The sequence below is a fragment of the Exiguobacterium sp. CH10 genome (assembly GCF_018617635.1).
GTDB lineage: Bacteria > Bacillota > Bacilli > Exiguobacteriales > Exiguobacteriaceae > Exiguobacterium > Exiguobacterium aestuarii_A.
Genome location: NZ_JACSKO010000002.1, coordinates 65,785 through 89,650 on the forward strand (window position 1 = coordinate 65,785; position 23,866 = coordinate 89,650).

Consider the following 23,866-nt stretch of genomic DNA (forward strand, 5'->3'; position numbering starts at 1 on the left):
TGTGTAACAATTACAAATCCGTTAAAATAATTAAATGGGATAAAAAATGGAGGAACGACTATGGTTAAAATCTTACTTGCGGAAGACGAAGAAGTACTACGCATGCTCGTTATGGATACATTAGAAGATGAAGGATATGACATCGATGAGGCGCAAGATGGAGTAGAGGCCTATCGATTGATTGAAGAAAACGAATATGATTTGGTAATTGTGGACCATATGATGCCCGGCATGACAGGGCTTGAGGTCATTGAAAAAGTACGGAAGTTACCAGGGCGGCAAGATACGAAAGTGATGATGTTGACAGCGAAAAGCCAACAATCTGACCGTGATTGCGCGAATGAGATTGGTGTCGACTACTTCATTTCAAAACCGTTTAGCCCACTTGAACTTGTCAAAATCATAGGAGGCATCGTGAAGTGAAAAGGTGGTTTAAACAAAAACTCGGACGTGACATCATGGTCGTCCTCTATTCGTTCCTCGCCATTGCGTTGGTTGGATCGGTTCTGACATATTTTTATATCGAGAATCGACTCGAGGCGAATGAGGCGAAGTTGCGTCAAGTGGACGAACGCGTTAATCGTTTGACTTCACTTTGGGATGATTGGCAGGCTGATCAGTACGACACACGTGGATATCTCTTGTTTGGAGATACCTCGTCTCTCGAACGGGCAAGTGCGAACGAAGCGAAGTTCCAACAAGAAATTAATTGGTTTAAAACGCAAGTCACTACTCGCCAAGGTGAGTTGTTTGCTGAAGATTTACAGCAGTTCCATGACTTTTACTATGACGTCATCATTCCGGTGACATATGAGTATGCGCAGGCACAATTAAATGGCGAGATTACGGAAACGTTTATCGATGCCGAGACAATTGCCGAATTACCGACGGCTCAACGTTTGATTGACCAAGGGCTCGTCCAATTTAACCCGGAGCGAGGCATCGATATTTTAGGGCCAATTGATGAAGTAGAGTCTGCTCTTTGGGAATATCGTCAATTAATGTCAGCTGAAAAAGAGACCGTCTACGCTGAATGGCGCCAAAACAATAACATGCTTCAATTCTTGTGGATCATGAGCATCGCCTCATTTGCCGCATTGATTTTGTTATTCGTCCAACCATTCCTTCGTCGTCAAACACGCTTGATTTCAAAACTCTCGATTGCTTCGAACCGTTTGTTGAAAGGTGAAATTGTCGACTTGAGCGATCAAATGGAGCGTGAAGACGAAATCGGGACGATGTCTCGCTCGTTCCATAAGATGGCCGAGACACTTCGTGACAACGAACGTCATTTGATTGAAAAGAACCATGAACTTCAAGCACAGCAAGAAGAATTGATTGCGCAACAAGAAGAGCTACAGGCACAGCAACAAGAGCTTGAAGAGATTCTCGAACAGACTCAACAAAACGAACAACATCTCGCTTACCGAAACGAATTGACGGAAACGTTAGCGTCACGTGATTCGCTGACGGCTTATCCAGAGATTATCGAGAAACTCGTGACTATCACTGATTCAGAGGTCGGTGCACTCGTCTTCGTCGATGAATCGGGCACATACCGCGTGACGAGCCATGGCTTGAATGATACGTTGTCACGTCAATTGCTCGATAGTGAGAATTCCGTGTTGACACGAGCAATGACGTTGAAGACGACAGTCCATTCATCGAAACAAGTCGCAAGTGACCACCCACTCCCGTATCCGTACTATATGTTTGAGACGGCGGTGCCGGTCCATGACCCGACAGATGACTCGATTATTGCGTTCATCTATTTGGTTCGTTATAAAGACCGTTTCACACAAACGCAGATGGGTGACATCATGTCGTTCGCTCGCCAGCTTTCACTTTCGCTCTTGCGGATGCGTCTATTCGAAGAGATGAAGCGGGAAAAAGGGAAGACAGAACGCATCCTCGACTCGATTCGAGAGGCGGTCGTCTATATCGAACATGCGACGGATGATGTTTTCGTGAACCGACCACTCTACGAGATGTTCCCAGAACTGAGTGATGTCAGCGCGCAGGACCTTGAAGAAGAATCATGGGAAGAGTGGCGCAATCGTCTTGTCGAAACCGTGGATCAAGCGGAAGACTTTACGAAGTACACCAATCGATTGTTCACCGAAGACTTCCCGCATGACAGTGTGAGCTTCTCAATCCGTAAAGGTGAAATGAACTTGCAGATGTATGCAGAACGGATCATCGTCGGCGGTCTTTCGAAAGGAACGCTTCTCGTCTTCCGGGATATTACGAGTGAAACAGAGGCTGAGCGACTGAAGAGTGAATTTATCTCTACGATTTCTCATGAATTGCGGACACCACTTTCGTCTATCTACGGATTTACAGAATTGATGGTGAAGAAGCAGTTACCAAATGAGAAACAAGCAAAATATTTAGAGACGATTCATGCGGAAACGGAACGTCTGACGCACCTCGTCAACGACTTTCTCGATGTGCAGCGGATGGAATCCGGCAGCCAGATGTACGATCGGGAACAACTTGATATCGAACCGGTCGTCCGTGATATGTTGACGTTCTATGAAGCGTCTTCTTTGAAGCACGAATTCGAATTAATCGCAGATGACGCACGTCCTTATGAGTTGTTCGTTGACTGCCAGAAGTTCAAGCAACTGATGAGTAATCTTCTGTCGAATGCGGTGAAGTATTCTCCACGTGGTGGGAAAATCACGGTGGAGCTTGCCCATCATGAACAAATCGTATCCATTAAAGTGAAGGACGAAGGAATCGGAATTCCGAGCGACGCGCTCGACCGCTTGTTCGATAAGTTCTATCGCGTTGATAACTCCGATAGCCGTGAAATCGGTGGAACGGGTCTTGGGTTACCAATCTGTCAAGAAATCGTCCGTGGCCATAATGGTCAAATTCATGTGGAATCGATTCAACACGAGGGATCGACCTTCATCGTTGAAATTCCTAGCTATGAATACGCTGTCCAAGAGGCAGAGACGACACCAGTATAATGAATTGAGTCATCCTTGAGGGATGGCTCTTTTTTTACGAAAGCGTTCGCTTGACCAATCAGGAGAGGGTTCGTGTACAATGAAGACTGTACAACAACATAAAGGGGGGCATTAGAATGCCACTGATTGCATTCTTGCACACGCACGTTACGAGCTGGATTTTGTTACTTATTTTGTTTGCCGTTGCCTATATTGGTTACAAGAACGGCAACAAGAGTGGAAAGATCGCACATATGGCGTTTCGACTCATGTTACTCATCGCATTCGGAACAGGACTTTATCTCTATCTTCAATTGAACGGAGGCGGCACGTTCTATCACGTGAAAATCACAGTTGGACTATTGGCATTGATTTTTGGTGAGATGACGCTCGTCAAAGTGAAAAAGAAAAAACCATCAAACGCCTTGTTCGGCGGATTTATCGTATTGGCACTCGTCACGATTTTTATCGGTTACGCACTACCGTACGGACAATCGTTCTTCAACAGCTTCATTCAATAAGATTTTCCCACTTCGCACACCGAAGTGGGAATTTTTTGTTTGTAGACAAATTATTAGGGGAAAATAAAAAAATCAGTAATCATGACGATGAGGTGAAACGATGGATCAACAAATGACGGAATGGACACGCGTATTGCACGCACGGAAATGGATGAAACAAACGGAATCGTTCTTACCATTATGGCACGGCTATATCGGATATAAGTTTGGCCTATTCGATGCGCTTCAAGGTGGTGCAAGTATGGCAGAGATGAATTTACGACTCAAACGCCCGTTGACACAACTCGCGTTAGAGCGCTGGTTAGAAGTCGGGGTTGCAGTGCGTCATTTGAAGAAGAGAGGCTGGCGCTACTATCCGACACGTGGCTTAAAATATCAATTATCCGGTAACGACGAACGGAGCATCGGATTCATGCTTCAAGAGATGATGGAACTCCATATCCCTGCGTTGATCGCTTATCCGGAATTTTTAGAGTCCGGAAAACAAAAGACATTCGATGGGGCCGAACACGGTCAAGTCGTCGCGAAAACGTCGACCCTTGTGGAAACGGTCGCATTCCCGATTGTACAGCAGTTATTACGCCAGGCGAATGTCCAATCGATGCTTGATATCGGATGTGGACACGGTGGCTATTTACGTAAATTACAAGCGCTCGAACCGAGTTGGGAACTGACAGGCATCGATTTAGAGGAAGAGGTCATCGAAGAGGCGCGATCTCGTGATGAACGGGGCGATATTCATTTTGAAGTCGCCGACTTTATGAACTGGGAAACGGATGAGCAGTTCGATGCGGTCATGATGAACAATATGCTCTATTACTTTTCACCAGAAGAGCGGATCAAACTGCTTGAGAGACTTCGGGATCGTTTAGAAGAGAACGGGGTCGCGGTCCTCGTCACGCCGCTTGCAGAGACGGCACTCGGCGGACGATTCGCTTCTGCATTCAACGCATTCATGACACTTCATGACAACTTGTATCCGCTCCCGACCATTCCACGATTACGCCGACAGATGCAAGAAGTCGGATTTGAACAAATTCGATTTATCCCATTCATCCCAGAAGGATCTTGGTACATCGTCATCGCCGAGCGAGGAAGCAAGAACCTGCTCAATCAACCGATTGAAAATTGAACTTGTCTCCGGTCATTTCTATAATGATAGAGAAGCATAAGAGACTATTCACATAGGGAGTTGTTGAGTGTGTCGAAACAAAGAGTTGCCGTAATAGGGGCAGGACCTGGTGGGTTGGCTGCTGCGATGCTACTGGCGCATCGTGGGGTAGACGTCACCGTATTTGAGAAACAACCGTTTGTCGGAGGAAGGACGTCACGTCTCCAAGTCGGCGAGTTCACGTTTGACCGAGGACCTACGTTTTTAAATATGCCGTATATTTTAGAAGAAATTTTTGAAGAAACCGGACGCGATTTACATGATTACGTCGAGATGAAACGGCTCGAACCGATGTATGATTTGTATTTCGACCGCGGTACGCGTCAGCTCTCGATGACGACAGATCGTGATCAGATGCATCAAGCCATCGAAGAACAATTCCCGGGAAATGGGGAAGGGTATGAACGATTCATGAGCGAACAGGCAATCAAGCTGTCCAAGTTGATGCCTGTCTTACAGACCGCACATGATAAATTGACCGATTACGTCTCGTTGCGTGTGCTCAAAGCACTGCCGTTCCTGTCGATTGGGAAGTCGCTTTATGATGTCTTGTCCGAGTACTTCACGAGCGAAGAGTTGAAGTATGCGTTCACGTTCCAAGCAAAATATTTAGGCATGTCCGCTTGGGAATGCCCGGGCGGTTTCTCCATTTTATCGTATATGGAACACGCATATGGGGTTCATCACCCGATTGGGGGAGTGAATCAACTTTGCCATGCGATGGCAAAAGTCGTAGAGGAAGAAGGTGGCTCTATTCGTCTAGGAGAACCGGTGGAGCGTCTCCTCATGGAGGACAAGAAAGTGACAGGTCTCGTGGCCGGAAGCGTCCATTATGCGTTCGATGAAGTCGTAATCGGTGCTGATTTTGCACATGCGATGACGTCGCTCGTTCCTGACGGTAAACTATCGAAGTGGAGTCCGGCTCAACTGAAGAAGAAGCGCTATTCGTGCTCGACGTTCATGCTCTATCTCGGACTCGATCACATATACGAAGACGTGGCGCATCATTCGATTCACTTTGCAGACGATTATGAGTTGAACGTCAAAGAGATGACGCAAGAGTTGAAACTAAGCGAGGATTTCTCGTTTTACGTTCAAAACGCCTCACGCATCGACCCGACGCTCGCGCCTTCAGGAAAGTCATCGCTTTACGTGCTCGTACCGGTACCGAATAACTTATCCGGTCTCCCATGGGACGAACTACAGACGACGATGACAGAACGTGTGCTCGACGCCCTTGAGACACGGTCACCGTACCGAGGCATCCGACAACATATTGAAGTGATGGAGACGTTGACGCCAATGGATTGGGAGACGTTCGGTGTATATGAAGGAGCAACGTTTAACCTTGGCCATAATCTATCGCAAATGATGTATTTCCGTCCGCACAACCAATTTGAAGAGCTCGACAACGTCTGGCTCGTCGGCGGGGGAACGCATCCGGGAAGTGGACTTCCGACGATTTTTGAATCGGCGCGAATCACGACGAACCTGTTGCGTGAACGGGCAGGTGTCGGCCGATGAACATCAGCTTTGTCGGAGCCGGGGTCGGTACACTTTATGCCGCCCTCTTATTGACGAAACGGAACCCGTCGCTAAATATCACGATTTATGAGAAAGAAGCACGCGTCGGTGGACGGTTGAACTATGTTGAGTTTGAGAATGGGGCGAAAGTCGATGAAGGGCCTACGATCGTTTTGTTACCGAGTAAACTGAAGCAACAGTTGGTTGAAGCAGGGGTACCGGAAAGTGAAGTCGAGTTACTCGAAGTTGACCCGCTCTATCGCTTACGTTATCAAGACGGGACATCATTCTACAAATATCGCGATATCGAACGACAGGCAGAAGAAATCGAGCGAACGTTCGGTGAAGGGGATGCGTTTCGTCATTATATGTCGCAGAAGAAAGAAGAGTATCGGATTGGATTCGATACGTTTTTGGACCGAAGCTACGCATCAAAAACGGAATTGTTCGAGCCTAAACTATTGCTCCTCCTGATGCGTCTGAAAGCATATGAAACGGCCCATGCGAACATGAAACGTTTCTTTGAGGACGAACGCCTACGTGTCGCCTACAGTTTACAGACACTCTATATCGGCGGGAATCCTTATGCGACGCCTTCTTTATATGGACTGATCCCGTATCGCGAACAGGAAGAGGGAGTCTGGTACGTAAAAGGAGGATATTTCTCGCTTGCGGCGAAAATGGAACAAGAGCTGAAGCGTCGAGGTGTCCGTTTTGTGATGAATGCGACCGTCAATCGCGTCCACGTTACGAACGGAGTGGCGGACGGTGTCACGGTCAATGACGAATATGTGTCTTATGACGCGGTCGTCGTGAATGGGGACTTCCCACTCATGGAGCGACTCATTGATGGCGTCACACCAAAGACATACGAACCGTCCAGCGGTACGTTACTCCTGTACTTTACTGTCAATGGCGCACTAGATTTACCGGTCCATCAATTTGATTTACCAAACGATTTTGAAGGATCGATGCGTACAATCTTTGAGGATGGTAAACTAAGTGAGTATCCGGCGATGTACACGTTCAATCCATCACGGATCGATGCGACACTAGCGCCGGATGGGACGAGCGTGTTATATGTCCTCGTTCCGGTACCTCGTAAATTGGAACGGGAAGACTTTGAGACGCAAGGGACGATTGATCATCTATTCGAACGAATCGAGGCACTCGTACCAGATTTTCGTGAACGCGTGACCGAGATGAAAGTCCGGACACCGATGGACGCTGAGCGTTTCGGTCTATTTGAAGGAGGAAGCTTTGGGATTGCACCGAAGTTGTCTCAATCAGCCGCCTTCAAGCCACAGGCAAGACCGTTCCCAAAAATCGAACGATTGTATGCGGTTGGTGCATCTGTCCATCCATGTGGTGGCGTGCCGATCGTCATGATTGGGTCACAGTTACTCGTGAAAAAAATGGAAGAAGAAATGGGGGCAATACATCGTGACGACACAAGAAGCGTATCGTCAATGTGAGGAAATCATGAAGAAAGGCTCGCTGACTTTTTATCGGGCCTTCTCTTTGCTCTCAAAACCAGATCGTCAAGCGGTCATGGCCGTGTATACGTTTTGTCGGACCCTTGATGATGCAGTCGATGAATCGGATCATCCAGAAGAAAGTCTGGCGTCATTTTTGCATGCGTTCGACCGTTTTTTGGCCGGTTATCATCAAGACGATGCACTATGGGTGGCCCTTCGAGATGTATGGCAGCGCTATGAGATGGACGTCGATCCCTTCTTCGAGCTGGCAGAAGGGATGAAGTGGGATTTACATAAGTCGCGATATGAGACGCTCGAAGAGACCGAGCAATATAGCTACTATGCGGCGAGCACGGTCGGTCTGATGCTACTCCCGATTCTTGTTCCGAATCAAGATGCCGCGACGAAACGCCAGCTTCGGCAAGGGGCCATTGACCTTGGAATTGCGATGCAACTGACAAATATTTTGCGAGATGTCGGGGAAGATTTGAACCGAGACCGCATTTATTTACCACGGACGATGATGCGACAGTTCGCTGTAACTGAAGAGATGTTACAGCAACGAGAAGTGACACCTGCTTTTATCGAACTATGGGAGGCGTTGGCGAAACGCGCGGAATTCTTGTATGAACGCGCACGTGGAACCCATCACCTCTATCCACCGGCCAGTCGAAAGCCAGTTCAAGCGGCAGCGCTCCTGTACGAAGGGATTTTAGATGCGGCTCGAGCGAACGGATACGATGTCTTCACAAAGCGTGCATACGTATCGACGCTTCAAAAAGGAAAGTTGCTAGCAAAACTTTAAATGATTTGACTCGCTGTAGGCGCTTTTGGGCGTCTACAGTTTTTTTGCGCAAAAAAAACCACTTTTGGCGGGGGACCAAAAGTGGCGTAAGCGTTATGTGATCCATTCATCGGGGAAATGAATGAATCGATTTGTGATGAAGCCCTAAAGATGTGCCGGGATTCATGGGGAATGAATCAGTTGGGACATCTTCGTTGAAACAGGATGCTTGATGGACTAAGGGGGAACATCATACGCAAGCTGTCTCAACTACGGGATACGAGTGGGGAAACTCGCTCATCACTTTTTCTCGGGTGTGACAAGTTCAAAACGCGATAAGGCTCGGGGAAGCCATTCGATCGCTACAGGTGTAACCAACGTTACAGAACTGCTTGAACTCGAATATGATATTATCACGTCTTTCAATTGTCGACAAGTGTCGAAACTCGCGTTCACAAAATGTTCATATTGTCAGAGGTATGTCCTCTAACATCGATCGTGCCGCGAATTGTCCTGAAAGCGTGACCATCGGGCTCCCTCCTCCAGGATGGGTCGAACCACCTGCAAACCAGATGTTCGACACGTCCGTCGAGCGGGCTGCCGGTCTAAAGAATGCACCTTTTTTCGAGTTGGCCGACGTGCCATAAAGAGCACCGTAATAGGCATAAAAGTCACGGCTCAAGTCTTGTGGTGTCACGCGTCGATGGAAGAGGACTTCCTCATCTTCCCAATCGACACCGAACGCGCGCAACCGACGACGAATCAAATGCTCATACGTATCGGCATCAATATTAGTCAAATGAGCTGGGGCATTGACGAGGATGAACAGGTTGTCACCTGCCTCACCCATCAATAGATCAGTTGCGGATGAATTAGAGATATAGATGGTCGGCTCATCCGCATAGCGTTCTTCTTGGAAGAGTGCCTTGAATTCTCGCTCGTAGTCGTCAGAGAAATAGACGTTATGATGGGCGAGGTTCAATCGTTTCGATAACCCAATCATTAACACGAATGCAGAGATAGACGGCTCGACGGTATCGCGTGTCGGGACCGGGAAAGAAGGTCGGTCTTTCGCGTCGACAAGTCGAGGATATTGCGTGAGCAGCTCGCCATTGAGCAGAACGGCATCACAAGAGATGACTTCTTTGTCATCAACGACGACTTCATGAGCTTTCCCGTTCAAGACTTCAATTTTCGTCACTTCGTGTCCGAGTCGGAATGTCACCCCAAGTTCACTCGCTCGCTTCGCAAATCCTTTGGCGATGTTCCAGTTGCCTCCCTTGGCGAAATAGACCCCTTCATTCAATTCTAAATGAGAGATGAGTGCGAACGTGCCAGGTGTCACGTATGGGCTACTGCCGATGTATGTCGCATATCGGTCGAGTGCCTGGATGATGCGCTTGTCTTTGAAGTATTTCTGATGAAGGGCATGCAGACTTTGCAGCGGGTGTACTTTTACCATGTCCGCCCAAAGACCGGGATCTAATTTTGTCTCCATACGAGTGAAGAAGCGTTCGTTCGCAATTCGGAACAACTTCTCTGCTTCATCTAAATAAGCTTGTAATTGATTTTTCTTCATTTGATCATTCGTCAATCGTCGCACTTCCAACTCGAGCTGTGCCCGGTCGGCGCTAAATGTGAACGAGGAACCGTCTGAATAATGATTGACGGTATGTTGATCGAGTTTGATCAATTCGAAATAGTCATCTGGATTGGCACCGCTGTTTCGGATGACGGAACGAAACACATCTGGCATCGTGATAGTGTTCGGACCGAAGTCGAAACGGTGCCCGTCAGTGATGACGGGCATGAGTTTTCCGCCGACATGTTCATTCTTCTCAATGACCGTGACGTCATAGCCGTGTGTGGCGAGCGTGACGGCAGCGCTCAGTCCACCTAACCCGGCTCCAATGACAACAATTTGCTTCATACATTTGTCCCCCTTAAGTAAGACGCTCGATTAGGAATAATGGCGACCTTTCCATGTGATCGGTAGACGTCTCCATTTACGGATGACGGCGTTCCCGAGTAAGGTCAGATAAGCGATCAAGCTGAGTGGATGCAACCATGTACCGGATTCATGAGATTTTATGTCGACAGCAAGTCGGGCGAGGAGTACGAAGAGTGCCGCACTGATCGTTTGCCAACTTGGTGAAAATAGCCATGCGAACATGGCGGTCAACTGAATCCCGTAATACGTCAAGAAGTACAAGGCGAGTCCTACTGATTCATTCATTCCCTTGAATACGTTTTTTGAAAACCCGCTCCATACTTCTTCATTCGTCTCATACATATCACAAGAGATGAACGGGGCGACTTGAACGAGTGACGTCACTTTTTGATGACGTTTGAACGTACGACATAAATCAATGTCATCAATCAACGATGAACGGATTGCAGCGTGCCCACCAATCTCTTCGTAACTATTTCGTTCGACAAGTACATTCATTCCGTTCGCTGCCGCGAATGCTGGGTGTTTCACTTTTCGCCAGAACAAAGGCAGGTGTTGGGCGATGAGCACATGTTGCATCGGAATCAACAATTTCCCGAGAAATGTCGATGTCGGAAATTGGGGAAATCCGGATAGAAAGACAGCCTTTTCACGAGCGAGTGTCGCATGCATGCGGGGGATGAAGCTCGAATCGATAGTGACGTCCGCATCTAAAAAGAGGAGATACGGTTCGGTCGTGTGTGTTGCAAGCTGATGACAGGCATGGACTTTCCCGGCCCAGTCATCAGGCAAAGGGACTCCCTGAATGACGGTGAATCGGGAATCGTCCCCGATTGCGCGATTCAATCGTTCATATGTATCGTCTTCGGAGCGGTCTTCATAAATGTAGACATGAGTATTCTCCGGGATTGCCATTTGTAAATTAGTAATCAATCGGTCGACATGTCGTGACTCGTTCCGCATCGGGATGCATACGGCTGTCGCCGGTGTTTTCCCAGGTTTTGCGAGTGGTCGTAAAAACGCTAGATTCACGAGTGTAAAGATGAGCATGCAGAGGGTCATGAACCAAAGAATCATGAATTTTCCCTCCCGAGTCGGACGAACGTTTCTGTCCATTCGGCTAGATTGCGTCGCGGACGGAACAAAGGAACATAGGCGGTTGAACGCGTGATGACGTCATGTCTGACATCGTCATACAACTGCTCGAGTGCTTGCGCAATCTCTTGTTTTTGAGCTCTCCGTGCCGACGAGGTCACACTGTGCTTTCGGAATCGAACATAGACAACGGGCTCGGCATGGCTTTCGAATGCATAATACATGGCACATAAATGAAGAGGGCGCTCATTCAGTAACAAGGTCGCCCCCGATTCGATTTCGATGGGACGCATCTCTTGAGGGACTTCTCGACCTTGTGGATACATCCACACCGATTTGCCTGAAGTAAGCAACTCATTCGCATAAGCGAGGGAAGCACGCACATCGGAAAGACTTCCCTTTTTTACAGAGAAGGCCCCAAGGTGACGAAAGAACGGGAAACGACGCAATCCGTCCTCATCCATCAACACATGAATGTCATGTCTCAAAAAATGTTCGTTCACCATATACATGACGAGTCCATCCCACCAAGCACTGTGCGTACTTAAGATTAAACCAGGCGTTGGGATGTCATCGGTTCGAATAAAAATATTATGAAACGTCGGACGAATCTGACGTTCCCTTACGAACGTTGAGAATACGTTATTGAACCATTTCTTTTTGTGTGACTCGATCATCGCGATCTCTCCTTTCTAAAAAAATCACCCCAGACGTCAGAATGCTCAGGAAGCCGATCCCATAAAGACCTGCGTTCACGGCCGTGACGCCAAAGAGGGCATGAAGCATGACGAACAAGTAAACGCCGTGCTGGATGAACATAGAATCGACAGCTCTTTCGTGACGCTGCAAAATCCAGGAGAAAATAAGGGATAATCCAAACCATCCAATAAAGTTTTGCGTCGGGATATCATAATACAAGCCGTCATTGGCCCATTCCCAGTAGCCTTTCACGTTTGCCGCCACGGGATCGATTGCCATATCGAGCCATACGGCAAGAATCGGAACGAGCCATAAAATGTTGTTGCGGAATGTGAATAGACGCGCCACAGCGAAACTTGAACCGATCACGGCGAGCCATGCCGCCCCAATCGTGACAGGGACTCCAAATACAGTCGGACCGAATGCCTCGGCATAGACGTATTCGCTGAACGGGAACCCCGTTTTCACGCCGAGAGTCTCGACGGCGATTGAACCGAAGAAAATAAACGGAACAATCCAAACACCTTGTCGAATCCCTTGATAAAGAATCGTTCCGCCGATCGCACCGGCGAGCCATAAAAAGACGGGGTTTGCCCACTCTAGCCAAGGCGGAAGCAGGTCGAATCCAACTAAGATCAATCCAATGAAATACCAAACAAGAAACCATTTCCAAATAAACGGATACACTTTCATTCCATCACCTCTTCTTTCATTCTAAAGCTCATCTCAGTCTTCGTCTAACAAATGCATGTACGAAAAAAGAGCCTCGTCGAACGAGACTCTTAATTGGCCATCCGCTTCCGTCTTTTCACGAAAGAGAAAGCGATGAATAAGACATAAAACGGAACGGCGATGAACCAGAACGTCGGCCATTCTTTCCAACGGGCGAACATCATATACGTCACGTAGACAAGACTGATGGTAATGATGAACGAGTGACGCGGCAGTGGTACATCTTTGAAACTCGGGATGCGGACACGGCTGACCATCAACAGGGCGAGCCCTGTGAAGAAAATTGGTGTCAACAGTTCGCTGACGCGGTCCCCGAACGTCGTGATGACGGCGAGGAGCCCACCGGCGGCCGTAATCGGGACACCGGAGAAGTAACTCGCCGCAACGTTTGTCGCGGACAAGTTGAAGCGAGCGAGGCGGTATGCCCCAAATAGCGGGAAGAGTGCCGCAAAGAACAATCCATAATTGCCGTAATCAATGAAAAACGTATAATAGGCGAGCATCGCCGGTGCGACACCAAACGTGACGATGTCAGCGAGCGAATCTAGCTCTTTCCCGAAGTCTCCAGCGACTCCGAGCATACGGGCGAGGCGCCCGTCCAAGCTATCGAGCATCATCGCGATGATGATTAACAACGTGGCGTTTGAGAAGTCACCACGTGCGGCGTAGACGATTGCGACGACACCACAAAATAAATTTCCGAACGTAAAGGAGTTTGGAATCCACGAGCGGATGCGTTCTTTCCACATAATTTTTCCCCCAGTAAGGTCATTGGCTAAACCAGCGACCGTTTGTGAATTGCAGTAAATCTTCTGGCTTCAACTCGATTTGATAGCCACGTTTCCCGGCAGAGATCGTGATGGTCTCTTTCTCTCTAGCTGCCTCATGCAGGTATACGGGAAACGACTTCTTCGCCCCGATGGGAGAGACGCCACCCCGGATGTATCCGGTCAGTGCCTCGAGCTCTTTCATCGGGACAGGCGATGCTTTCTTCGCTCCCCAAGCTTTCGCGGCTGCCTTCAAATCGATGTCACGTTCTCCAGAAATGAGAAAGAAGGCGTATTGTTTTTTCTCGTTCATGAGACAAATCGTTTTGTACAGTTCATCGAGCGGTTTATGCAACGTCTTTGCGACATGTTTGGCAGAGACATCGGTTTCATCGACTTCATACGTATGATAAGCGAACGGAATCTTCTTTTGTTTCAGTTGCCGAGCGGCGTTTGTCAGTTGCATCTGACTCATCCTTTCGTGACCGACTCCTTTTAGAATAGCAAATCAACCAACTTCACGGCAATTGAACTTCAAAAAACTTTTCAGTAAAGGAAGGAGTTTGACGGAATGGCGAAGAAATGAACAGTGATTCATTTTAGAAGGGGGAATGAAAGTGGAGACGATTCAATTGACGACGCACAATGGGGTAGGGTGGTTGAAACTAAACCGACCTGAAAAGCTGAACGCCTTGAACGAGACGTTGCTACGTGAAATGAAAACGGCAATCGATGAATTTGATCAGGACGACGCGGTTCGTGTCATTGTCCTTGTCGGAGAAGGGCGGGCATTCTCATCTGGACAAGATTTAACGATTGAGAGCGATGCAGATTACGGGGAATATTTAGAAGAGGTATATCATCCACTCGTTCGTGCGCTTTTCTCGTGCCGTAAGCCGCTCATCGCGGGAATTCATGGCGTCGTGGCGGGAGCGGGACTCAGTTTGGCACTCGCGGCTGATGTCCGTATCGTCGCCAAGTCGACGAAGTTCAGCTCGGCGTTCATCAAAATCGGATTGGTCGCAGATGCAGGCGGACCGTATCACTTACGTCGACTTATGCGAGACGACCTCGCATTAGATTGGTTGTGGAGTGGCAGTACGATCGACTCGGAGGCAGCGCACACATTCGGACTCGTCACAGAGCTCGTGGAAGATGCGGTGTATACGGAGCGATTGACTTCCTACGCAGAGACACTCGCTGCGAAATCACCGGTCGCTGTTCAAGGGATGAAGGCGCTCATGCGGGCTGCTTCATTTGAAGAGGGATTGAATGAAGAAATCGATTGGCAACGAAAGTGTGGGGACACGGACGTACACCGTCAGGCGATGCAGGCATTTTTGATGAAATAAAAAAAGCGGCCGCGGCCGCTTTTTTACGTGGTTGATTTGGCTTCGAACTGGAATCCTTTTTGTTGCCACGTTCCGTACTTCCAACGGCGGAACGCGAAGAAACCGCGGAACCACTCATCGAGAGAGAAGGCGAGCCAAATCCCGAGGATGCCGAGCCCCATTTGAAGACCGAACAAGTAGCTGAACGCTACGGCGACGCCCCACATCGAGGCGATTCCAATCATGACCGGGAAACGGACGTCTCCAACGGACTTCAACGATCCCATCAAGACGATGTTCATGGCGCGACCTGGCTCTAAAATGAGCGTTGCCCATAAGATTGGCACTCCGACCGCGATGATGTCAGGGTTTGACGTGAAGAGCCCGAGTAGCGACTCGCTGAATACCGCCAACCCGAGAGAGGCGACGAACGAGGCGAACATGGCAATCTTCAATGTCTTGACAGCGCGATGATACGCCTCTTTGAAACGTTTGCCCCCGATATCTCGCGCGATCAAGAGCTGTGTCCCTTGCGCGACGGCGACGGTGAACAAGAAGGCGAGCATCGACAAGTTCATGACGTATACCCGTGCGGCGAGGGAAGCTTCTCCCATCGTCGCGATGAAACCGGTGATGATGATCTGTGAAGCTTGATAAGACAAGTTCTCTCCGGCAGAAGGGACACCGATTTGAAGGAGCGACTGGATGTCGTCTTTCTTAGGACGAATCACTTCTTTTAACGGGAAGCGGATCATTAGCTTCCGTTTGACGAGCCAGAACAAAAGTACCATGGCGGCGAATCGTGCGATCACGATGGCCCAAGCGACACCGGCAACGCCAGTGACCGGAAGTCCGAACCAGCCGGTAACGGCAAAGATGGCACCAACAGCAGTGATGATATCAATCAGAAGCGTCGCGAGCATGGCATGTTTCGTCATACCGTGACTTCGTAGAATTGAGCTGAGTGCCATGATGAGTGCTTCGGTGAATAGCGACAAGCCGACGATTTGCAGGAACAACAGCCCGTGTGCAAACAGTTCGTCCGAAAGACCGAACAGGCGTAAAAACGTTTCACCGAACAAGAAGATGACGACGACCATGATTGCACCGAGCCACATATTCAAACTGACGGCGGAGCGGGCGAAGTCGCGACTCTTCTTCATGCGCCCAGCCCCGATGGCCTGACCGATCAAGATGGTCGCCCCGACAGACGTCACACTGAAGACAATCAAGAACACGTTCAAGATTTGGTTGGCAACCCCGACGGCCGAAGCGGCGGCGTCTGAGTAGTGTGCGAGCATCAATGTGGCGATAATCCCGGTCCCCATGTGGAGGGCAAGTTCGATAAAAATCGGCCACGACAGTTTGAACAGGGTGAGCTGTTCCGTTTGTTTCGTCTGCATGTAGTGTATTCTCCCTTTTCTCTATAATTCTTTCTGTTAACTATTTGCTTTATAAAAATGTCAAAGGTCATCTTACTCCTTATAAAATGAAAAAGATAGGGGGTTTGCCAAATTATTTTCAACAAAAAAATCACCCGAAGAAATCAGGTGATTTTCGAAATTATTTCAATTTCAGAATAGCTGAACTAAATGGTGCCAGTTCGATTTCGAGTGACTCGAGATCGCGGTCGTGTAACAAGTCGTAGGCGGCGCCACGATAACCGAGCGGACTTAGTTTCGAAGTAGAGTCCGAGTTGTTGAAGTAGACCAAGTACGTCTCATCTTTCGTGCATCGCTCGATGATGACGGCATTGTTGGCGTCGTCGACCAAGTTGAAGCGATACGAGCCGGCGTTTGCGAGCACGGGATGGTCTTTCCGTAGCTGGATGAGCTTTTGAATGTAACGGAAGAGGTTACGATCTTCTTCGGCTTCGTCCCACGGCATGCAGCGACGGCAGCCCGGGTCTTGTTCTCCCTCGAGTCCGATTTCATCCCCATAGTAAATACACGGGCTACCGGTGTACGTGAGCATCGAAGTCATCAAGAGCTTGAATTTTCCTTTATGACCTTTCGCCCGCGTCAACGCGCGTGGTGTATCATGTGAGTCAATCAAGTTGAACGTGACTTCGTTGACGTTCATCGTGTTCATCATCTCGACGCGCGTCAATTCGTTACGGAACTCAGAAGCCGTCGTCCGGTCGAGTGCGAAATAGTTCAAGCTTGCGTTCGTGAACGGATAGTTCATGACGGCATCGAACTGATCACCTTGTAGCCAAGGTTGTGAATCGTGCCAAATCTCCCCGAGGATGTAGGCTTCTGGGTTCGCTTGCTTGACTGCCTTACGGAAGTCACGCCAGAATGCATGGTCGACTTCGTTGGCGACGTCTAGGCGCCATCCGTCGATACCGAACTCTTCGACCCAGTAACGGGCGACATCTAATAAGTAAGCTTTCAACTCTGGATGCTCCGTATTGATCTTCGGCATGTTCTTCTCGAATGCGAACGTATCATAGTTCGGCTTCGGTTCTGTGACGACAGGGAAATCGCGAAGATAGAACCAATCGCGATACTCAGAAGACGGACCGTTCTCGACGACATCTTGGAACCATGGGTGGTGATATCCGATATGGTTGAAGACGGCGTCGAGCATGACCTTGATGCCATTCTCGTGCAAAAGGTCGACCATTTCTTTAAATTTCTCTTTTGTCCCGAACTGTGGATCGATTTCCATATAGTCGAGCGTATCGTACTTGTGGTTCGTCGTCGCTTTAAAAATCGGGCAGAAATAGATTCCGGTAATCCCGAGTTCGACCAAGTGGTCGATATGGTCGATCACCCCTTGGAAATCCCCACCGAAGAAGTTTGTGATTGTCGGCTCTGTCGAGTTCCATGGCAGTGTCTCTTCTGGATTAAGTGAAGCATCTCCATTAGCGAAGCGATCCGGGAAGATTTGATACCAAACCGTGTCCTTCACCCATGACGGTGCGTGGAAGATATCAATCGGATTGATGAACGGGACACAGAAGTAATAGCCCGTGTCATCGAGCGGTTTTTCTTCGAACCATCCTTTTTCGGTATAGACGGCCGTCTCTTGTCCATCATTTAAACGGAAGCCGTAACGTAGACGTCGGAACGGTGGCTTGATGGCAATGAACCAGTAGTCATAGGCGTCGTCAAAACCGATTTTCTCCATTGGAGTCTCGTATGTACGCCAGTAGCTCGGCTTGTCCGGGTCAAAATTCCACATGGCCGGGTCTTCAGAATGCCAATCGTAAGGGTCGTTCCAAATCAAATCGACCGATTCAATATCTCCACGTTTCGTATGAAAACGGATGTGGATCGTCTCACGGTCATATTTGTAAACGAACGGGGACATGGCACGATGATAAATCGCTTCTTTCATCATAAGGAAAACATTCCTTTCTTTATAGGGGATGACATCATTTTACAACACTGTGAATCAAAGAGAATAGGTGTTGCGAAAACGTTTGCTCAAGCAAAGGGTAATAAAGCGTTTACATTTTGTCAATTGCTGAAACTCATAAAAAGTGAAGATTTGAGAACAAAATTTTATAAATTACATAAATGGGTCAACAGACGTAAAAAAAGTGTAAAAAAAGACTTGTAAAACGCTTTCACAACTGTATAATAAAAATTGAGGTGAGGATGCAAACGTTTTCACTACCGTGTCAATTTCGTAGCGGAGTTTTAAAATTGACGTGGTCGTGCGATTGCGCAAATCTGACCATACTATTTCCTTGGGGAGGTTTTTCATCATGAAGATGAAAAAAATGGTAGCAGGACTTTCAACAGCAGTATTCGCATTCGGTGCACTTGCTGCATGTGGTGGCGGAACAGACAACGGATCTTCTAACGAAGGTGGTTCTTCAAGCGAGAACAAACCTGAAAAGATCGTCATCTGGGAAGACATCGAAAAGTCTGAAACAACGAAAGAAGTTGCGAAGGCGTTCGAAGAAGAGCATGGCGTAAAAGTTGAAGTCGTCGAAGTACAGATGACAGACCAAAAAGACAAGCTTGCGCTTGACGGTCCAGCTGGTAAAGGTCCAGACATCGTTCTCGTACCACACGACCAAATCGGTACAATCGCTGACCAAGGTCACTTGGCTCCAATCGCTGACGAAGGATCACTTGACGCATTCACAGACGCTGCGAAATCAGCTGTCATGTTCGATGGTCAAGCTTATGGATATCCAAAATCAGTTGAGACACCAGTTCTCATGTACAACAAAGATTTGATGGCTGAAGCGCCAGCATCAATGGACGACCTCTACAAGTTGTCAAACGATGTGAAAGCTGACGGCGAGTACGGATTCCTCGCACTTTGGGATAACTTCTACTTCGCACACGGTGTTGTCGCTGGATTCGGCGGATACGTGTTCAAAGAGGACGGTGGCGCACTCGACCCATCTGACATCGGTTTAAACAACGAAGGCGCAGTTGAAGGATTCGAATATATCGGTAAATGGTATCAAGAAGGCCTCTTCCCTAAAGGATTGATCGGTGAGTCTGGTGGCCAAGCGATGGACCAACTCTTCACTGAGAAGAAAGCACATTCAGTCATGAACGGACCATGGGCTGTAGCTGGTTACACAGATGCGGGCGTAAACCTCGGAGCGGCTCCTATGCCAACACTTCCGAACGGTGAGCCAATCAAGACGTTCATGGGTGTGAAAACATATGCCCTTTCAGCTTACACAGAAAACCAAGAGTGGGCTGAAATGTTCCTTCAAGAGTTGACGAATGAAGAAAACGCATTGGCAATGTTTGAAGCATACAACGAAATCCCACCAGTAGCAGCACTCGAGTCGAACGAAACAATCACGTCGAACGAAGTTGCGAAAGCGGTATTCGACCAAGCGACAAACGCAATCCCAATGCCGAACATTCCTGAAATGGGACAAGTTTGGGAGCCAATGGCACAAGCACTTCAGCTTGTAGCTACTGGTAAACAAGATGCACAAAAATCTGCAGACGATGCAGTGAAAGTCATCGAGCAACAAATCCAAGCAAACAATCAATAAGGAATTGAAATGACGGGGTGCGCCACATGGCGTTCCCCCTCATTTTCTAGCATTGAGCAAACGTTTGCTTGATTGATTTGCTCAAATCGAAAGGAGAAACTGAGGATGGCTGCAATTGCGAACCCTAAAACACCGGACCAACGCCCGGACAAGCCTACAAACCATGCTCGGAACGCGGGACTACTTTCCATCATTCCGGGACTCGGACAGTTATATAACAAACAATACGCGAAGGCGGTAGCGTTCTTTATCATCGTCGTATCTTATTTTGCCGTAAACTATGATCTATTTTTCAAAGGGGCGGGCGCCGGACCAGGTGACCGTGGAGGACTTTGGGGATTGATCACGCTTGGTGAAGTGCCAGGACCTCGTAACGACCACTCCATCTTCTTGATGGTCGAGGGGATTGTCGCGTTAATTCTACTTTTCTTCGGAATCGCGTTCTATGTTTGGAACATTCGTGACGCCTATCGTGTCGGTCGCGCTCGTGATCAGCATCTAAACCTTCCATCGTTCCAAATGCAACTTCGCAACTTGCGTGACCATGGATTCCCATACTTAATGTTAATCCCATCACTCATTTTGTTAGTGTTTACAGTTATTCTTCCATTGATCTTTACATTCTTGATCGCCTTCACGAACTATCGCTACAACAATGCACCACCAGCGAAACTCGTCGAATGGGTCGGATTCGAGAACTTTACGCGTATTTTTGAAATCGATATCTTCCGTGACACGTTCGTCGGGGTACTCGGCTGGACGCTTGTCTGGACAGTCGCTTCAACGACAGGTGTCATCGCAATCGGGATTTTCCTTGCGGTACTCTTGAACCAAGAAGGACTTCGTTTCCGTCGCTTGTTCCGCTCAATCTTGATTCTTTCTTGGGCAGTTCCGGCATTCATCACAATCTTGATCTTCCGTTCGATGTTCAACGAATCGTTCGGGGTGTTCAATACGACGATCTTGCCGGCACTCGGTCTTGACCCAGTCAACTGGATGACCGATCCGACGGCGACACGAACAGCACTCGTTCTCATTCAATGGTGGCTCGGATTCCCGTTCATCATGACGCTCATGACAGGGGTCCTTCAGTCGATTCCTGGTGACTTGTATGAAGCGGCGACGATTGACGGAGCAACCATCTTTGATAAGTTCCGCTTGATCACATTGCCGATGCTCTTGTTCGCAACTGCACCGATCTTGATCACGCAGTTCACGTTCAACTTCAACAACTTCAACATTATCTATCTCTTTAATGGCGGTGGCCCTGCTGTACCTGGACAAACGGCCGGCGGTACCGACATCTTGATTTCTTGGATTTACAAATTGTCTCTCGGTGCCAACCCGCAATACGGACTTGCGGCTGCGATTACACTCATCTTGTCATTCTTCATCATGACACTTGCCGTGATCCAGTTCCGTCGGACAAAATCTTTCAAAGACGAGGATATGATCTGATATGAAAAAACAAAAACGAATCAATTTGGCGATCTCGTATGTCATCTTGACGCTTGCGTCGATCATCATTCTCTATCCGATGCTTTGGGTTGTCGGTACTTCATTCAACCCGGGGCGTACGATTACGTCAACGATTATTCCAGCTAACCCGACGTTTATTCACTATAAAAACTTGTTTGACCTAACGATTTCGGATTATAGTTTATGGTATGTGAACACGTTGAAAATCGCTTTCATCACGATGGCGCTCTCGGTCGTCTTGGTGACGATTACTGGTTACGTCTTCTCACGCTACCGTTTCGTCGGACGTAAGAACTCACTCGTCTTGTTCCTCGTCCTTCAAATGGTGCCACAGTTCGTTGCGATCATCGCGATTTATGTATTGCTCAACATGCTAGGTCTTCTTGACACACATACAGCACTTATCTTGCTCTATGCAGGTGGTGCGATTCCGATGAACACGTACTTGGCGAAAGGGTACTTCGACACGATTCCAAAAGAACTTGACGAAGCCGCCCGCATGGATGGTGCAGGTCACCTCCGAATCTTCTGGCAAATCATCTTGCCACTTGCGAAGCCGATTGTCGCAACGATTGCTCTCTTTAACTTTATGGGACCATTCAACGACTTTATCTTGGCATCGCTCGTCCTTCGTTCACCAGAGAAACAAACATTGGCAGTTGGTCTTTACAACATGATTTCGAAACAGTTCGATAATAACTTCACGTTATTCGCGGCGGGTGCGGTTCTTTCAGCCCTTCCGATTGTCATCTTGTTCTTCATGTTCCAACGCTACTTCGTTTCTGGCCTTACAGCGGGTGGTACGAAAGGATAATACTCGTAAAAGGAGGAAGCGATATGAGGCGAGGCGTCGTGCTCGTGCTCCTGTCGCTTCTTTTGTTTCCGACAGTCGTCGGTGCAAAGGAAGCAGCTACTTGGGAACAAGAACGCATGTATTTTATTATGGTCGACCGATTTGTTGACGGGAACCCGGACAACAATGAGCAAGTCGACAAAGATGATCCGAAAGCGTTTCATGGCGGAGACATCCGCGGGGTCATCGAAAAGCTCGATTATATCGAGTCACTCGGCTTCACATCGATTTGGTTGACACCCGTTTTTGAAAATATGCCGGACGGCTATCACGGGTATTGGATTAAAGATTTTTATAACATCGACCCGCAATTCGGGACGAAAGAAGATTTACAAGAACTTGTCGAGGAAGCACACAAGCGAGACATGAAAGTCATTCTCGATTTCGTCGTCAACCACGTCGGCCCGAACCATCCATGGGTGGAAGAAAAACCGGAATGGTTCCACGAACAGTTGCCGATCGTATTCTGGAAAGATCAGGAGCAGGTCGAGACGCACTGGTTATTCGACTTACCGGACTTTAAGACAGAAGACCCGGAAGTCAAATCGTATTTGATCGACGCGGCAAAGTATTGGATCGAAGAGACAGACATCGATGGCTACCGTCTCGACACGGTCCGTCACGTCGATAAGGCGTTCTGGAAAGACTTTGTCGAAGGTGTTCGGTCGGTCGACCCAGACTTTTACTTACTCGCTGAAGTATTTGACCCGGACCCACAATACGTCGCGCAGTATGACGACCTCGGGTTTAACAGCATCACGAACTTTACATTCTACGACCGGGTATCAAAAACGATGACGCAACAGCAGGCGAACGTCGATGAGATCGATGTTGCCGCAAGCTATGCCGAAACGTTCTTTAACGACCCGAATCAGATGGCGACGTTCCTCGATAACCATGATGTCGAACGGTTCATGCATATGGCTGAACTCGGCGGCGTGGAATCGGCGGAACGACGGTTGCGCCTCGGGTTGTTCGCGCTTTATGCGTCACCGGGTATGCCAATCGTCTTCCAAGGGACTGAAAATGCACAGACAGGTGGAGCCGACCCGGCGAACCGTGTCATGACTGAATTCCCGGGAAATGAAGAGTTACACGAATACGTCGCAACGATGAACCGCATGCGTGAAGAGTATCCTGTTTTTGCGACAGGTGAACAGCGTATGATTGCATCGGAAGATGGAATGGCCGTCTTTGAACGTAAAGATGGGGATGACGTCGCGTTATATGCGATCAACATGAACAGTGAGGATCGAGAGATTGAGATCGAGGTCAGTGAAATCGGGGAAGATACAAGACTTCGTGGTCTATTATTCTCACAACTGGTCACAGATCAACGCGGAACGTTTACAATTGAACTATCTGGCGAAAGTGCGAACGCTTACATTGTTGAGGAGTCATCGGTAAATCCGTGGATGATCGGGTTGATTGTTGTCACGATTCCGATTTTCTTGACAGGTTTGGTCATGTGGAAGCGCCGCAAATAAAGATATGACACGCCGAAAGGCACGAATTGAATTCACGGAAGCAGGGGGGAACA

20 protein-coding genes are annotated in these 23,866 nt (G+C 48.3%); 12 read left to right on the forward strand and 8 right to left on the reverse strand.

Annotated elements, in window-relative coordinates:
• The first annotated feature begins 60 nt into the window (after positions 1-60).
• From KNP04_RS07165 to KNP04_RS07195, 7 genes are all read left to right on the forward strand, one after another.
• Positions 61-423, forward strand: coding sequence for a response regulator (locus tag KNP04_RS07165; RefSeq protein WP_074032651.1), 363 nt, complete (start codon positions 61-63; stop codon positions 421-423).
• Positions 420-2,978, forward strand: coding sequence for a sensor histidine kinase (locus KNP04_RS07170; protein WP_214875208.1), 2,559 nt, complete (start codon positions 420-422; stop codon positions 2,976-2,978). The genes KNP04_RS07165 and KNP04_RS07170 overlap by 4 nt, the downstream gene beginning before the upstream one ends.
• 116 nt (positions 2,979-3,094) lie before the next feature.
• Positions 3,095-3,478 carry a YisL family protein gene (locus tag KNP04_RS07175; protein WP_214747656.1) on the forward strand — a complete coding sequence of 128 codons (384 nt, stop codon included), beginning with the start codon at positions 3,095-3,097 and terminating at the stop codon, positions 3,476-3,478.
• Between the two features lie 100 nt (positions 3,479-3,578).
• On the forward strand, positions 3,579-4,610 hold the full coding sequence (locus tag KNP04_RS07180) for a class I SAM-dependent methyltransferase (RefSeq protein ID WP_214875209.1): 1,032 nt from the start codon (positions 3,579-3,581) through the stop codon (positions 4,608-4,610).
• A 69-nt stretch (positions 4,611-4,679) separates the two neighbouring features.
• Entirely contained in the window at positions 4,680-6,173 is a 1,494-nt protein-coding gene (locus KNP04_RS07185) for a phytoene desaturase family protein (RefSeq protein ID WP_214875210.1), read from the forward strand.
• Positions 6,170-7,648: a phytoene desaturase family protein gene (locus tag KNP04_RS07190; protein ID WP_214875211.1), complete on the forward strand. Its 1,479-nt coding sequence runs from the start codon at positions 6,170-6,172 to the stop codon at positions 7,646-7,648. The genes KNP04_RS07185 and KNP04_RS07190 overlap by 4 nt, the downstream gene beginning before the upstream one ends.
• Positions 7,617-8,456, forward strand: a complete 840-nt coding sequence (locus tag KNP04_RS07195; protein ID WP_214875212.1) for a phytoene/squalene synthase family protein — start codon at positions 7,617-7,619, stop codon at positions 8,454-8,456. Before KNP04_RS07190 ends, KNP04_RS07195 begins: the two co-directional genes overlap by 32 nt.
• 442 nt (positions 8,457-8,898) lie before the next feature.
• On the opposite strand, the gene KNP04_RS07200 is transcribed toward KNP04_RS07195, so the two are convergent.
• The 6 genes from KNP04_RS07200 to ybaK form a co-directional block, all read right to left on the reverse strand.
• Positions 8,899-10,365 (reverse strand): phytoene desaturase family protein, encoded by a 1,467-nt coding sequence (locus KNP04_RS07200; protein WP_214875213.1) that lies wholly within the window; start codon positions 10,363-10,365, stop codon positions 8,899-8,901.
• 30 nt (positions 10,366-10,395) lie between these two features.
• Positions 10,396-11,463, reverse strand: coding sequence for a glycosyltransferase family 2 protein (locus tag KNP04_RS07205; protein ID WP_214875214.1), 1,068 nt, complete (start codon positions 11,461-11,463; stop codon positions 10,396-10,398).
• Positions 11,460-12,158, reverse strand: a complete 699-nt coding sequence (locus KNP04_RS07210; RefSeq protein WP_214875215.1) for a lysophospholipid acyltransferase family protein — start codon at positions 12,156-12,158, stop codon at positions 11,460-11,462. The genes KNP04_RS07205 and KNP04_RS07210 overlap by 4 nt, the downstream gene beginning before the upstream one ends.
• Positions 12,124-12,873: a carotenoid biosynthesis protein gene (locus tag KNP04_RS07215; protein ID WP_214875216.1), complete on the reverse strand. Its 750-nt coding sequence runs from the start codon at positions 12,871-12,873 to the stop codon at positions 12,124-12,126. The genes KNP04_RS07210 and KNP04_RS07215 overlap by 35 nt, the downstream gene beginning before the upstream one ends.
• A gap of 89 nt (positions 12,874-12,962) precedes the next feature.
• Entirely contained in the window at positions 12,963-13,661 is a 699-nt protein-coding gene (pssA, locus tag KNP04_RS07220; protein WP_214747683.1) for a CDP-diacylglycerol--serine O-phosphatidyltransferase, read from the reverse strand.
• 19 nt (positions 13,662-13,680) lie between these two features.
• On the reverse strand, positions 13,681-14,145 hold the full coding sequence (ybaK, locus tag KNP04_RS07225) for a Cys-tRNA(Pro) deacylase (RefSeq protein ID WP_214761060.1): 465 nt from the start codon (positions 14,143-14,145) through the stop codon (positions 13,681-13,683).
• Positions 14,146-14,290: 145 nt separating this feature from the next.
• Between ybaK and KNP04_RS07230 the strand changes: the two genes are divergently transcribed.
• Positions 14,291-15,031, forward strand: a complete 741-nt coding sequence (locus KNP04_RS07230) for an enoyl-CoA hydratase/isomerase family protein (protein WP_251129881.1) — start codon at positions 14,291-14,293, stop codon at positions 15,029-15,031.
• A gap of 23 nt (positions 15,032-15,054) precedes the next feature.
• Here KNP04_RS07230 and KNP04_RS07235 read toward each other — a convergent pair whose 3' ends face one another.
• Positions 15,055-16,413, reverse strand: a complete 1,359-nt coding sequence (locus tag KNP04_RS07235; protein WP_211781580.1) for an MATE family efflux transporter — start codon at positions 16,411-16,413, stop codon at positions 15,055-15,057.
• Positions 16,414-16,573: 160 nt separating this feature from the next.
• Positions 16,574-18,358, reverse strand: coding sequence for a glycoside hydrolase family 13 protein (locus KNP04_RS07240; RefSeq protein WP_214875218.1), 1,785 nt, complete (start codon positions 18,356-18,358; stop codon positions 16,574-16,576).
• Positions 18,359-18,728: 370 nt separating this feature from the next.
• Here KNP04_RS07240 and KNP04_RS07245 point away from each other — a divergent pair, with 370 nt between their 5' ends.
• From KNP04_RS07245 to KNP04_RS07260, 4 genes are all read left to right on the forward strand, one after another.
• Complete coding sequence (locus KNP04_RS07245; RefSeq protein WP_214875219.1) at positions 18,729-19,994, forward strand: extracellular solute-binding protein; 1,266 nt, start codon at positions 18,729-18,731, stop codon at positions 19,992-19,994.
• Between the two features lie 105 nt (positions 19,995-20,099).
• The gene (locus KNP04_RS07250; protein ID WP_214875220.1) at positions 20,100-21,452 is read left to right on the forward strand and encodes a sugar ABC transporter permease; all 1,353 of its coding nucleotides are present in this window, start codon (positions 20,100-20,102) and stop codon (positions 21,450-21,452) included.
• Position 21,453: 1 nt separating this feature from the next.
• Positions 21,454-22,287 carry a sugar ABC transporter permease gene (locus tag KNP04_RS07255; RefSeq protein ID WP_214696113.1) on the forward strand — a complete coding sequence of 278 codons (834 nt, stop codon included), beginning with the start codon at positions 21,454-21,456 and terminating at the stop codon, positions 22,285-22,287.
• A 23-nt stretch (positions 22,288-22,310) separates the two neighbouring features.
• Positions 22,311-23,813, forward strand: coding sequence for an alpha-amylase family glycosyl hydrolase (locus KNP04_RS07260; protein WP_214875221.1), 1,503 nt, complete (start codon positions 22,311-22,313; stop codon positions 23,811-23,813).
• The last annotated feature ends 53 nt before the right edge of the window (positions 23,814-23,866 follow it).